General features: G+C 62.5%; 10 protein-coding genes. 6 read left to right on the forward strand and 4 right to left on the reverse strand.

Annotation, left to right across the window (positions count from 1 at the left end; genetic code table 11):
• Positions 1-508 precede the first annotated feature (508 nt).
• Positions 509-2,560, forward strand: coding sequence for a primosomal protein N' (locus tag O3299_RS24530; protein WP_289919849.1), 2,052 nt, complete (start codon positions 509-511; stop codon positions 2,558-2,560).
• Positions 2,561-2,574: 14 nt separating this feature from the next.
• On the opposite strand, the gene O3299_RS24535 is transcribed toward O3299_RS24530, so the two are convergent.
• Positions 2,575-3,465, reverse strand: a complete 891-nt coding sequence (locus tag O3299_RS24535) for an ArgP/LysG family DNA-binding transcriptional regulator (RefSeq protein ID WP_034780913.1) — start codon at positions 3,463-3,465, stop codon at positions 2,575-2,577.
• A 129-nt stretch (positions 3,466-3,594) separates the two neighbouring features.
• On the opposite strand from O3299_RS24535, the gene O3299_RS24540 reads away from it, so the two are divergent.
• Together O3299_RS24540 and O3299_RS24545 are read left to right on the forward strand one after the other, a co-directional pair.
• Entirely contained in the window at positions 3,595-5,043 is a 1,449-nt protein-coding gene (locus O3299_RS24540) for a dihydrolipoyl dehydrogenase (protein WP_251351550.1), read from the forward strand.
• Positions 5,044-5,208: 165 nt separating this feature from the next.
• Positions 5,209-6,330: an HD-GYP domain-containing protein gene (locus O3299_RS24545; RefSeq protein WP_305063385.1), complete on the forward strand. Its 1,122-nt coding sequence runs from the start codon at positions 5,209-5,211 to the stop codon at positions 6,328-6,330.
• A gap of 113 nt (positions 6,331-6,443) precedes the next feature.
• Here O3299_RS24545 and O3299_RS24550 read toward each other — a convergent pair whose 3' ends face one another.
• Positions 6,444-6,929 carry an SRPBCC family protein gene (locus O3299_RS24550; RefSeq protein WP_305054679.1) on the reverse strand — a complete coding sequence of 162 codons (486 nt, stop codon included), beginning with the start codon at positions 6,927-6,929 and terminating at the stop codon, positions 6,444-6,446.
• A gap of 209 nt (positions 6,930-7,138) precedes the next feature.
• Between O3299_RS24550 and O3299_RS24555 the strand changes: the two genes are divergently transcribed.
• Entirely contained in the window at positions 7,139-9,199 is a 2,061-nt protein-coding gene (locus O3299_RS24555; RefSeq protein ID WP_077398209.1) for a UvrD-helicase domain-containing protein, read from the forward strand.
• 7 nt (positions 9,200-9,206) lie between these two features.
• Here the strand turns inward: O3299_RS24555 and O3299_RS24560 are convergent, their stop codons facing one another.
• Entirely contained in the window at positions 9,207-9,563 is a 357-nt protein-coding gene (locus tag O3299_RS24560) for an addiction module antidote protein (RefSeq protein WP_099666093.1), read from the reverse strand.
• Positions 9,560-9,952, reverse strand: a complete 393-nt coding sequence (locus O3299_RS24565) for a type II toxin-antitoxin system RelE/ParE family toxin (RefSeq protein WP_251351553.1) — start codon at positions 9,950-9,952, stop codon at positions 9,560-9,562. The genes O3299_RS24560 and O3299_RS24565 overlap by 4 nt, the downstream gene beginning before the upstream one ends.
• A 157-nt stretch (positions 9,953-10,109) precedes the next feature.
• Between O3299_RS24565 and O3299_RS24570 the strand changes: the two genes are divergently transcribed.
• Both O3299_RS24570 and O3299_RS24575 read left to right on the forward strand, forming a co-directional pair.
• Entirely contained in the window at positions 10,110-10,328 is a 219-nt protein-coding gene (locus tag O3299_RS24570) for a SlyX family protein (protein WP_034753936.1), read from the forward strand.
• A gap of 169 nt (positions 10,329-10,497) precedes the next feature.
• Positions 10,498-12,642 carry a M3 family metallopeptidase gene (locus O3299_RS24575; RefSeq protein ID WP_370385312.1) on the forward strand — a complete coding sequence of 715 codons (2,145 nt, stop codon included), beginning with the start codon at positions 10,498-10,500 and terminating at the stop codon, positions 12,640-12,642.
• Positions 12,643-12,863: the final 221 nt, after the last annotated feature.

The raw sequence follows: 12,863 nt of genomic DNA on the forward strand, positions 1-12,863 counted from the left end.
TCAGGTTTCACCTGAAGTGCATGTTGCACTGCATGATAATTGAACAATGTTTCGTCGCCCGGCAGGTAAAAACGAACGCTTGCCCGGCAATTGTCAACTTTGCAGCATGCCGCCGCCGGTTTTCCGGATCGGCCGCCGCAAAAGCGGGCTGATTTCTGTATAAATAAATTACAAATGGTTCAGTTATGCACAGCGGCGGAAATGCCCTGCGGTTTTCCAGCCTCCCGGGCGTCAATTTTTAAGTCGTTGATTTTAAATACTTAATTTTTCTTGCGTGCCGCTCTTGACGGCGATCGAAATTTTCTGTCCACATTTTTCTGAAAGTTAATTTTGCTTTGTCCACAAAGTTATCCACAGAATTTTCTTCAGGCAGGATGCCACACCATCCTGCCTGCCGTTAGGCGTTTGAGGGGCGAAACAAGTATCATGGCCCGCTGGCTTGATGCCGGACATCCCGCGCGCCATCGATTCTGCGGCGCGCTTTTTTATTGAGATAGGCCCTACCCCCATGTCGCAGTGCATTTTGACGTCGTGCATCCTGAACATCGCGCTCGACACGCCCTTGAACGCCCTGTTCGACTACCGCTGGAACGCGGCGGCGGATGCGGACGCTGCCGTGCCTCTGCCGCAAGTGGGGCAACTGGCGCTGGTGCCGTTCGGCCGGCGCGAAGTGATGGGGCTGATCGTCGGCGTGTCCGACAGCACCGACGTGCCCGCCGCGAAATTGAAGGACGTGCTGGCCGTGCGCAGCCAGCTGGCACCCCTGTCGGAGCAATGGCTGGCGCTGGCCGCCTTTGCCGCCGATTACTACCAGCGTCCGCTCGGTGAAGTGGCGCTGCCGGGCCTGCCGAAGAATTTGCGCGTGCTCACCACCGTGGCGCTCGACCGCGCCATCAAGAAGCTGGGCAAGCTGGCCGACGCACACGACGGCACGCCCCTGAACATGCCGGCCCTGAATGCTGCCCAGCAAGAGGCGGCCGACGCCATCGGCGGCGCGCAAGGCTTTAAACCGACCCTGCTGTACGGCGTGACGGGCAGCGGCAAGACGGAAGTGTATCTGCAGGCGTGCGCCCAGGTGCTGGCGCGCGAGGACGATGCGCAAATCCTGATCCTGGTGCCGGAAATCAACCTGACGCCCCAGCTGGAAGGCAATATCCGCGCGCGCTTTCCCGGCGTCATGCTGGCCACCCTGCACAGCAGCCTGTCCGAAGGCGAGCGCATGCTGCACTGGCTGGCCGCCCACCAGGGCCAGGCGCGCATCGTGCTCGGTACGCGATTGGCCATCCTGGCGTCCTTGCCGAAACTGAAACTGATCGTCATCGATGAAGAGCACGATCCTTCCTACAAGCAGCAGGAAGGCTTGCGCTATTCCGCGCGCGACCTGGCCGTGTGGCGCGCCTGGCAATTGCAGATACCCATCGTGCTCGGTTCGGCCACGCCGTCGCTGGAAAGCTGGCACCATGCACAGACGGGGCGCTACCGCAAGCTGGAGTTGCGCGAACGGGCCGTCAAGAATGCAGTGTTGCCGCGCGTCAAGATTCTCGACATGGAGCGCGACCGGCCGAAAGATGGCCTGACTTCGCATTTGGTAGCCGCCTTGAAACTGCGCATGGAGCGCGGTGAGCAGTCGCTGCTGTTCTTGAACCGGCGCGGCTATTCGCCCGTGATCTGCTGCGAATCGTGCGGCTGGATCAGCAATTGCACGCGCTGCACCTCGTTCATGGTGCTGCACAAGCCCGAACACCGGCTGCGCTGCCACCATTGCAGCCTGGAACTGCGCATTCCCCGCCATTGCCCCACGTGCGGCAACGTCGACCTGCAGCCGCTGGGACGCGGCACGCAGCGCGTGGAAGAGGGCTTGCAGCAATTGTTTCCAGAGGCGCGGATCTTGCGCATCGATGCCGATTCCACGCGCAAGAAGGGCAGCGCGCAGGAAGCGTTCGACACTGTGCACCGGGGCGAAGTGGATATCCTGATCGGCACGCAGATGGTGGCCAAGGGCCACGATTTCAAAAAGCTGACCTTGGTCGGCATTCTGAATCCGGACACGGCCCTGTTTTCCCAGGATTACCGGGCCAGCGAACGGCTGTTCGCCCAGTTGATGCAAGTGGCGGGCCGGGCAGGGCGCGCTGCGCAGACGGAAGGGGGCAGCGTGTCCGAAGTGCTGATCCAGACGCGCTATGCGCGCCATCCGCTGTACGACGCCGTCGTCAACCACGATTACGACCACTTCGCCACCACCTTGCTGGAAGAGCGGGCGCAGGCGGCGCTGCCGCCGTACCTGTTCCAGGCCCTGCTGCGCGCGGAAGCCCCGGAGCTGGCCACGGCCATCGAGTTCCTGCAGGCGGCCAAGGAATGCATGGAACACCCGCAGGTGACCATCAACGACCCAATTCCCATGAGCATGACGCGCGTCTACAACGTGGACCGCGCCCAGCTGCTGCTCGAGTCCGCCTCGCGTCCCGCCCTGCAAGCGTTTTTAAAGGAATGGCTGATGGCATTGCGCGCCATGAAGACGCGCGTGAAATGGTCGCTGGAAGTGGACCCGCTGGATATTTAAATCAATTCACTGAATTAGTTCAGATAGTCGCGCGCGGACTTGACGATCTGCTCGGACAGCAGCTTGGTAAACGGCGTGTCCAGGGTCCACGCATGCCAGCTCAGCGGTACGTCCAGAGTGCTGCCCGGCATCAGATCCACGAGACGGTCTGTTGCCAGCGCCTGCGCGGCCAGGCGCTGCGGCATCAAGCCGTAGGCGAGGCCATCCTGGACGCAGCCGCGGCGCGTCGCTTCCACGGGTAAGGTGTGGTGCGGAAACGGTTCACGCATGCTCAATTGTTCCGCGAGGAAACGCGCCAGCAAGCCGTGCTGGCCCACGACGGCCGGCGCCAGTTGCACCGCTTCGGCAATAAAACCGTCGCCGAACCAGTGGCCCGCAAACACGGGTGTGGCCACGCAGACATAGCGCAAGGTGCCCAGCGGCGTGACGCTGGTGGCGGCCGCCGCATCGATCGCTGTGCCCGACTCGGCCGCCACGCAGCCGAACACGGAGCCGTCGCGCACCATCTGCAAGGCGCTGTCGCTGTCGGCCAGGCGCACGTCGAGCTGGCAGCGCGGCGGCGCCAGCAGGGCGGACAAGGTGTCGGGGAACCACGTGGCCAGGCTGTCGGCATCGATGGCGATGGCGATTTCCGGCATGCTGACGCTGTTGCCCAGGTCGATGTCGAGCGATGCTTCCATCAGCTTGACGTTGCGGTGATGCACGATCAGGCGCTGGCCCAGGCCCGTCGGCACGGCTGGCTGGCCACGGATGATCAAGAGGCGCCCGCTGGCGTCTTCCAGCGCCTTGATGCGCTGCGAGACGGCCGACTGGGTGATGCCCAGCGCCAGGGCGGCCTTGTCGAAACTGCCATGGCTGGCGACGGCGTCCAGCACGGCCAGCGCGCGATAATCGAGTGATCCCATTAGCTCAGCTTATAAATTTTGAAAATGATTAGTTATACTAATGCATATATTGCTGCAAAGTAAAACCTTATTTTCAGCAAACGGGTAGTATCGAACGCTGTGAGCAACCTCAAACGGATGGACAGCGGCATGAAGACGATACGAGTGGATGTGGCCGTGATCGGCAGCGGCACGGCCGGCATGACGGCGCACAGGGCAGCGCGCATGCAGGGCAAGCGCGTGCTGATGATAGAAAGCGGGCCGTACGGCACGACGTGCGCCAGGGTGGGCTGTATGCCCAGCAAACTCCTGATCGCGGCGGCCGAGGCGGCCCATGCCGTGGCTGCCGCGCCGGCCTTTGGCGTGCATGCTGGCCCCGTGCGCATCGATGGCCGGCAAGTGATGGCCAGGGTGCGCAGCGAGCGCGACCGTTTTGTCGGCTTCGTGCTCGACGGCGTCAACGCCATTGCCGACGAAGAAAAACTGCGCGGCCATGCGCGTTTTATTTCCCCCGGCACATTGCAGGTGGATGAACATACCTTGGTGGAAGCGGCCAGCGTGGTGATCGCCACCGGTTCCACGGCCATCGTGCCGCCCGAGTGGCAAGCGGCGGGAGACCGAGTCATCACCAGCGACGCCGTGTTCGAGTGGACGGACTTGCCCGCTTCCGTGGCCGTGGTCGGCAGCGGCGTCATCGGCCTGGAACTGGGCCAGGCGCTGGCACGTCTCGGCGTGCGCGTGACCCTGTTTGCGCGTGGCAATAAAGTCGCGCAGCTGACGGACCCGCTGGTGCTGCGCGAGGCGGACGCCGTGCTGGCGCGCGAACTCGATATCCGTTTCATGACCGGCGTCGCGCACGTGGCAAAAACGCCCGACGGCAAGGGCATCCTGCTCACCAGCCGCGATGCCGCGGGCGTGGAAAAAACCGAGCAGTTCGAGTATCTGCTGGCCGCCGTCGGCCGCCGCCCGAACGTGGACAAGATCGGCCTGGAAACGGCGCAAATCGAGCTCGACCGTCACGGTGTCCCCCTGCATGATGCGCACACCATGCAGTGCGGCAAGAGCGCCATCTTCATCGCCGGCGATGCCGACAATGCACTGCCGCTGCTGCCCGAAGCGGCCGACGAGGGCCGCATCGCGGGCGACAACGCGGCGCGCTTTCCGGACGTCAAACCGGGCTTGCGCCGCACGCCCTTGACCATCGCCTTCACGGAGCCGCAGATCGCCACCCTGGGCGCGACATACCAGCAACTGTGCGTGAGCCACGCGGGCCGCTTCGCCGTCGGCGCCGTGTCGTTCGGCAACCAAGGCCGCAGCCGCGTGATGCTGCAGAACCAGGGCTTGCTGCGCGTGTATGCGGAATTCGGCAGCAAGCGCTTTCTCGGCGCCGAGCTGATCGGCCCACGGGCGGAACACCTGGGCCATTTGCTGGCCTGGGCGTGCCAGGCGCAGCTGACCGTGCCGGCCATGCTCGACATGCCGTTTTACCACCCCGTCATCGAGGAAGGCGTGCGCACGGCCTTGCGCGAACTGGCGCTGCACCTGGAAAAAGACCCGGAACACGCGCCCGGCTGCGCCGACTGCACCCCCGGCCCTTGAATGCAACTTTGCGATTTACATAATTTTGTAGACAAGCTCACATGATTGCGCGATCATCGCTGCCACATTGAAATATTGATTAAAGGCAAAAAACATTTCAATCGGTACATACCGCTGATGCCAGGATGGTAAAAACAGGCGGGTGCAGGCGATGATGGAGACGATGTGAAAATTCGGCGCATTTACGCAGGAGAACTCGCACTGGGCGTGGCCTTGCCCTGGGACGTGCACGGCGAAACGGGCGGCTTGCTGGCCAGGCTGGGCCATGTCATCAGCAGCGAAAACCAGATCGAATTGCTGCTGGCGCGCGGCGTCATCGCCGATGCCAGTGCCGACGTGCCGCGCACGGCTACGGAAGCGCCGTCAGCCCTGCGCATGCTGAACCTCGTCACGGCGGGCCTGGCCCTCGTCTTGCCGGCCATTGCCGCCGGGCAAGCGGGCAGCCACCTGCCGCTGGCCGCGCTGGCGCAGCTGGTGGAAGAGGCGGTCGTGCTGGACGCCGACGTGGCGCTGGCCTGCATCTTGCACAATCAGGGCGCGGGGGACTTTGCCGTGCGCCACAGCGTTGACACGGCCGTCATCACGGCCTTGCTGGCGCGCGCCCTGAAACTCGATGAGGGCGTGATCCGCAGCCTGGTGCTGGCCGCGCTGAGCATGAATGTGGGCATGCTGGAACGCCATGCGGATTTTCAGCACAAGGCGGGGCCGCTGGATGCGCAGGAACGCGCCTATTTGCGCGCCCATCCGCAAGCCGGTGTCGACTTGCTGCGCGCGACGGGCGTGACGGACGCCGTCTGGCTGCAAGCCGTGTTGCAGCACCATGAAAATATCGATGGCAGCGGCTATCCGCTGGGCACGCAAGGCGAGGCGATCGGCATCGGCGCCCGCCTGATCATGCTGGCCGACCGCTATTGCGCGCGCGTCTCGAAGCGCAGCTACCGCCAGCCTTTGCTGCCGAACGTGGCCCTGCGCGAAATGTTGATGGCCGACAAGGCCACCCTGGATGCGCCGCTGGCGTCCTTGCTGGTGCGCGAGCTGGGTATCTACCCCATCGGCACTTTCGTGAAACTGCTGAATGGAGAAATCGGCGTCGTCACGCGCAAGGGCTTGAATGCCAGCACGCCCCACGTGCAATCGCTGATCGGCCCCCGCGGCGCGCGCCTGGACGTGCCGCTGCGGCGCGATACGCGCGTGGACTTGCACGCCATCCGCGAAGTGCTCAGCGCGGAGCAGGCGGGCTTGCAGTTCCGGCCCGACCAGCTATGGGGCCGCAGCGCCAGGGTGTAGAGCGCCTGGAAAGACGCCCATGGCGTTGTTGCATTGCCTAGCCGTACTTTCGTACTGCCTTCGGCAATGCGCCTAGCCCTGAGCGTTTTCCAGACACTCTCTACATGAATAGCTTAATTCAGCAAACCCGCATCGAGCCGCCCTTCGAGCGCCAGTTCGCGCATGATGCGCACGGTGTCGATGTCGGACTCCTTGTAGGCGGAGCGGCGGAAGTCGTCGTACAGGGCGTTGGCCGCATCGGTGGCCGCGTCGTGGCCGTCGTCGTACTGGAAGCGCACCCACAGGCTCGCTTCGTCGGGCATCTCGATGGTCATCACCAGCGAGGAGGCGCTGATATCCTTTTGCGCCGGCACTTCGTAGCGCACCTGCAGTTGCGGCACCAGCACCACCTTGTCGTTGATGACCAGTTCGCCATAGCGCAGGCTGCGCGCGAAACCGGCTTCGCTGCGCTCGCTGATCTGGCATTCGTCCAGGTGCGGCACGAACAGTTTCGGCGATTCGGCGCGCAAGACGAGGCCGCGCCAGACTTGCTCCAGGGTCAAGGTGTCGATCAGCGGATTCAAGGGATCGTTGATTTCAATCAGGTGTTCAAATTTCATGGGACTGCCATTCGGTAAGTGGGCGCGCAGGGGCGATATAGGCGGAATGGTACTCCAGGCGTGGCATCGCCGCACGCATTGCAGCGGCCCAGATGGCGGCATATGGCGATATATCAATGCCGTTGCCTGTTTTTCGGGTATGCGCCAGCGTGCAAAAGGCGGGCGCGACGCTGTTACAATGGGCTGCTGTTCCCTGCGGAAATACCCTGATGTCCAAAGCACCACAGTTCGGTCTGAATGCGCCCCAAAGCGAAGCGGTAACCTACCTCGACGGCCCCTGCCTGGTGCTGGCGGGCGCCGGCTCGGGCAAGACGCGCGTGATCACGCAAAAGATCGCCCATCTGATCGAAGACCGGGGCTATGACCCGCGCACCATCGCCGCCTTGACCTTCACCAACAAGGCGGCGCTGGAGATGCAGGAACGCATCGCCAAGCTGTTGAAACAGCCGCGCCAGGCCAAGCAGTTGACGGTGTCGACCTTCCACTCGCTGGGCGTGAAGATCCTGCGCCAGGAAGCCAATGGCGTGGGGCTGAAGGACCGCTTTTCCATCATGGACAGCGACGACTGTTTTTCCCTCGTGCAAGACCTCGCCATTACCACCGATAAACAGGTGATCCGTGGCATCCAGAACGCCATGTCCTTGTGGAAAAATGGCCTGATCGATCCGGATATGGCGCTGGCGCAAGCCAAGGATGAGGACGAGGCGAATGCGGCGCGCATCTACCGCAGCTATGTGGCAACGCTGTCCGCCTACCAGGCCGTCGATTTCGACGACTTGATCCGTTTGCCGGTGGAGCTGTTCCGCAACAACGGCCCCGTGCGCGACAAGTGGCAGCGCCGTTTGCGCTATCTGCTGGTCGATGAATACCAGGATACGAACACTTGCCAGTACGAACTGGTCAAACTGATGGTGACGGGCATCGGCAAGAAGCCGATGTTTACGGCCGTGGGCGACGATGACCAGGCGATCTACGCGTGGCGCGGCGCCACCGTGGAAAACCTGAAGACCCTGGAGACGGATTTCCCCGATTTGCGCGTGATCAAGCTGGAGCAAAATTACCGCTCCACCATGCGCGTGCTCAATGCGGCCAATGCCGTCATCGGCAACAATCCCAAATTGTTTGAAAAGTCGCTGTGGTCCGAGCACGGCCTGGGCGAGCCGATCAAGGTGCTGGGCATGCAGACGGACGAGCAGGAGGCGGAGCAGGTCGCCATCATGATCTCGGCCGACCATTTCGAGCGGAAAAACAAATTTTCCGATTACGCGATTTTGTACCGCGGCAACCACCAGGCGCGCATCATCGAGCAGTGTTTGCGCAAGGAACGCATCCCGTACACGATCTCTGGCGGCCAGAGTTTCTTCGACAAGGCCGAGATCAAGGACATCATCAGCTATCTGCGCCTGCTGGCGAACGAAGACGACGATCCGGCGTTCATCCGCGCCGTGACGACGCCGCGCCGGGGCGTGGGCCAGTCGACGCTGGAGGTCCTGGGCGCGTTTTCGGGCCAGTGGCAGTGCTCGCTGTTCCAGGCCGTTTTTAAAGGCGGCATCGAAGCCAAGCTGACGGACCGCCAGCTGGGGCCGCTGCGTGACTTCTGCAACTTCATCAACGACCTGGAATCGCGCGCCAGCCGCCCGGGCGCGGCCGGCAGCGGCGACAACGCGGCCGAAGTGCTGGACGACATGATGAAGGAAATCCACTACGAATCGTATCTGTACGATGCCTTCGAGGAACGCCAAGCGCAAAGCAAGTGGCAGAACGTGCTGGAATTCGTCAATTGGCTCAAGGAACGGGGCCGGGGCGGCAAGGACCGCGACGGGGAAGAAAAGAACGTGCTGGAATTGACGCAGATGGTGGCCCTGATGACCATGCTGGAAGGCAAGGACGAGGAGCAGGATGCCGTGCGCATGTCCACCCTGCACGCGTCGAAAGGCCTGGAATTTCCGCACGTATTCCTGGTTGGCGTGGAAGAGGGGATTCTGCCGCACAAGGGCGACGCGGATGCGCCGGCCGAAACCATCGCCGCGCGCATCCAGGAAGAGCGCCGCTTGATGTATGTGGGCATCACGCGCGCGCAGCGCACCTTGCACGTCACCTGGTGCAAGAAGCGCAAGCGGGCCGGCGAGCAAGTGCATTGCGACCCGTCGCGTTTCATCAAGGAAATGCAACTCGACGTGGGCGACGCCGTGCCCACGGAAGCGGAAGTGATTTCGCCGAAAGAACGGCTGGCGCGCATGAAGGCGCTGTTGGCCGCGCCGAAAGTGTAAGCGGCGTTCAGGCTTCCGCGGCGCCGTCCGGCGTGGCCTTCGGCACGATGGCCAGCTGCATGCCCAGCGCATCAAGCATTTTCAAGATGGTTTCGAAGCGCGGCTTGCTGCCTTCGCGCAAGGCTTTGTACGCGCCTTCACGCGTGATGTCGGCCCGGGCCGCCACCTTGCCCATGCCGTAGGCGCGCACCACGTCGTTCATGGCCGACTGGAACAGTTCGGCATTGCCGGTGGCGACGATTTCGCTCATGTAGGCGGCCACGGCGGCCTTGCTGGTCAGGTGTTGTGTCGGGTCAAATTTGCTCAGGCCCAATGCTTCCAGGTCGTCGAGGTCGAAGGTGTCGTGGTCGATGTCGTGGTTCATTTCTTTCGTACTCCTGTCGAGGGGCTTGCTGCTGCTTTCTTGAGGGCCGCCTGCCGGGCTTTCAGCTCCCGCAGGATGGCTTGCGCCTGCCTGATGTCGCGCTGCTGGCTGGATTTATTGCCGCCCAACAGCAGCAAGATCAGGGTGCCCCGGTTCGTTTCATGAAAATACACGCGCCAGCCCGGTCCCGTCTGTAAAAAACGCAGTTCGCACACGCCTTCGCCCACTGGCCGCCAGTCGCCCTTTTTACCGTGCTGCAAATGCTTGATGCGCGCATCGATGGCGGCGGCCGCCACATCGTGCAGGGAATCTTCCCAGCGCCGGTATTCGGCCGTCTTGCGCGTGTCGATCAGCAGTGGCTCGGTTGGTGTTGGTGTTGGTTCAACCATTGTAATCGTTTGTTCTCATTCGTCAAGCGGCTTGAACTCATGCAGGAAGAATAAACAGAAATCGGGGCCTGTCCGCGGTGAATGGAGGGAGTTTGTCCTGGCTCACGTCGCGGCGGCGGTAGAATGCCGCTTTCAGTCAGAAATGAGCAGAAGCACCATGGACAATGCAGAACAGATGGAAGTACGTTTCGTCGATATCGAAATCAAGCTGGCGCAGCAGGAAGACCTGGTCGAGTCGCTGAACCAGATGGTGTACCAGCAGGGCAAGCGCATCGACCAGCTGGAAGCCATGCTGCACAAGCTGGGCGAGCACGTGCGCGACGGGGCGCAGCAGGCGAATGGCGGGCTGGTCAACGAACGTCCGCCGCATTACTAAATAGGCATCGTGATGCGGGGCGCATGAAAACCGTTCATCACTGGCGGGCGCGCTACCATCGGTAGTTGCTGGTGACGCAAGTGTTTCAGGCTGTTATTATTTCAGGCTGGCCCGCGACACAATCGCGGCTCTCTTGCGTTCCTTGAAAGTAGACATGACCCGTCCAACAATGCTCGTCATCGCCGCCAGCCTGATGCTGGCGCCAGCCGCTTTTGCCGCGACCGCCACCACCGCGCCAACCACCGCCGCTACCGCAGCCGCGGCGCTGCCCGTTTCGAACCCGTTTGCGCAAGCCAGCAGCCTGCCATTCAACTACCCGCCGTTCGACAAGGTGCAGGACGCCGACTACGCGCCGGCCTTTACGGCAGGCATGGCCGCCAACCTGGCGGAAATCAATGCCATCGCGAACAACCCGAAAGCAGCCACGTTCGACAACACCATCGTGGCCATGGAACGCTCGGGCCAGCTGCTGAGCCGCGTGCGCACCGTGTTTTCCGTCATGTCCGGTTCGAACACGAATGACACGATCCAGGGCCTGGAACGCGAACTGGCGCCGAAAATGGCGGCCCACAGCGACGCGATCATGCTCAACGACAAATTGTTCAAGCGCATCGACACCCTGTACGCCAAGCGCGGCAAGCTGGGCCTGGATGCGGAATCGAAACGCTTGCTGGAACGCTATCACACGGACTTCGTGCGCGCGGGCGCCAAACTGTCGGCGGCGGACAAGGAAAAGCTGCGCGCCTACAACGGCCAGCTGGCTGCCCTGTCGACCAAGTTCGCACAGAACGTGCTGAAAGAATTGAACGCCTCGGCCGTCGTCGTCGATACGCGCGAAGAACTGGACGGCCTGTCGCCGGCCGCCATCGAGGTGGCCGCCGGCCTGGCCAAGAAGCGCGGCCTGGACGGTAAATACGTGATCGCCCTCGTCAACACGACGGGCCAGGCGCCGCTGTCGCTGCTGACCAATCGCGCCGTGCGCGAACGCATCATGGCCGCTTCGCAAGCGCGCGGCAGCCGTGGCGGCGAGTTCGACAACACCCAGGAAGTGCTGGAACTGGCGAAACTGCGCGCCGAACGTGCCGCGCTGATGGGCTACCCGAACTACGCGGCCTACTCGCTGGAAGACCAGACGGCGCACGACACGACCGCCGTGAACGCCTTGCTGGGCGAGCTGGCGAAGCCGGCCGTCGTCAATGCGCGCCGTGAAGCGGACGATATCCAGAAGGTTATCGATGCGGGCAAAGGCGGCTTCAAGGTAGGCGCCGCCGACTGGGCCTTCTATAGCGACAAGGTCCGCGCCGAACGCTACAACTTTGACGAAAATCAACTCAAACCGTACTTTGAAATGCACAGCGTGCTGACCAAGGGCGTGTTCTTTGCCGCAGGTAAATTGTACGGCTTGACCTTCAAGCAGCGCACCGACTTGCCTGTCTACACGTCCGACATGCTGGTGTACGACGTCTTCAATGAAGACGGCACGCAGCTGGCCATCTTTACCCTGGACCCTTACGCGCGCAGCAACAAGCGCGGCGGCGCCTGGGCGAATGCCTACGTGGGCCAGTCGACCTTGCTGAACCGCAAGCCGGTGATTGCGAATAACCTCAACATTCCGAAGCCGGAAGCGGGCCAGCCGACCCTGATGACGTTTGACGAAGTCAACACCATGTTCCACGAATTCGGCCATGCGCTGCACGGCATGTTCTCGAACGTGAAATACCCGCGCTTTGCCGGCACCAGCGTGCCGCGCGACTTCGTCGAATACCCGTCGCAAGTCAATGAAATGTGGGCGCTGTGGCCGGAAGTGTTGCAAAACTACGCCAAGCACTATCAGACGGGCGCGGCCATTCCGGCCGAGCTGCTGGCGAAAGTGACGGCGGCCGACAATTTCAACCAGGGCTATAAAACCACGGAATACCTGGCGTCGGCCCTGCTGGACCAGCGCTGGCACCAGCTGACCCCGGCACAGATCCCCACCGACGTGCTGGCGTTTGAAAAAACCGCCTTGAGCGACGCGGGCGTCGATTTCGCCCCGGCGCCGCCGCGCTACCGCACCACCTATTTCTCGCACGCGTTCGCGGGCGGCTATTCGGCCGGCTACTACGCGTATCTGTGGTCGGAAAAGCTCGACGCCGACACGGTCGAGTGGTTCAAGGAAAACGGCGGCCTGACGCGCAAGAACGGCGACTGGTTCCGCAATAAACTGCTGTCGCGCGGCGGCAGCGCCGATGCGCTCGACATCTACCGCAACTTCCGCGGCCGCGATGCGAAGATCGAGCCGCTGCTGGAACGCCGTGGCTTGAACGGCAAGTAATCCCCCGTCACCGGCCTGGCCGGTGCTGAACATCGATGGCCGCCCCGCAACGGGCGGCCATTTTTATTTGGCGATTCTGCTCGTAAACCGTGGTAAACCGCGCAGTTGGCGTGATGCACCACAGGATCGCCCATGTTGGATGACGCCTGTGTGACAGGCTGCTATGATCTGCCACTGGCCCGCGACGCGATCGCGGTTCTTCCCGCGCTTCCTGAAAGATG

The sequence above is a fragment of the Janthinobacterium sp. SUN176 genome, from assembly GCF_030587335.1.
GTDB classification, from domain to species: domain Bacteria; phylum Pseudomonadota; class Gammaproteobacteria; order Burkholderiales; family Burkholderiaceae_D; genus Janthinobacterium; species Janthinobacterium kumbetense.

Bases quoted from the DNA above. Each gene is read 5' to 3' on its own strand.
- O3299_RS24530 (WP_289919849.1), top strand. From the start codon at position 509: ATGTCGCAGTGCATTTTGACGTCGTGCATCCTGAACATCGCGCTCGAC.
- O3299_RS24535 (WP_034780913.1), bottom strand. From the start codon at position 3,465: ATGGGATCACTCGATTATCGCGCGCTGGCCGTGCTGGACGCCGTCGCC.
- O3299_RS24540 (WP_251351550.1), top strand. From the start codon at position 3,595: ATGAAGACGATACGAGTGGATGTGGCCGTGATCGGCAGCGGCACGGCC.
- O3299_RS24550 (WP_305054679.1), bottom strand. From the start codon at position 6,929: ATGAAATTTGAACACCTGATTGAAATCAACGATCCCTTGAATCCGCTG.
- O3299_RS24555 (WP_077398209.1), top strand. From the start codon at position 7,139: ATGTCCAAAGCACCACAGTTCGGTCTGAATGCGCCCCAAAGCGAAGCG.
- O3299_RS24560 (WP_099666093.1), bottom strand. From the start codon at position 9,563: ATGAACCACGACATCGACCACGACACCTTCGACCTCGACGACCTGGAA.
- O3299_RS24565 (WP_251351553.1), bottom strand. From the start codon at position 9,952: ATGGTTGAACCAACACCAACACCAACCGAGCCACTGCTGATCGACACG.
- O3299_RS24570 (WP_034753936.1), top strand. From the start codon at position 10,110: ATGGACAATGCAGAACAGATGGAAGTACGTTTCGTCGATATCGAAATC.
- O3299_RS24575 (WP_370385312.1), top strand. From the start codon at position 10,498: ATGCTCGTCATCGCCGCCAGCCTGATGCTGGCGCCAGCCGCTTTTGCC.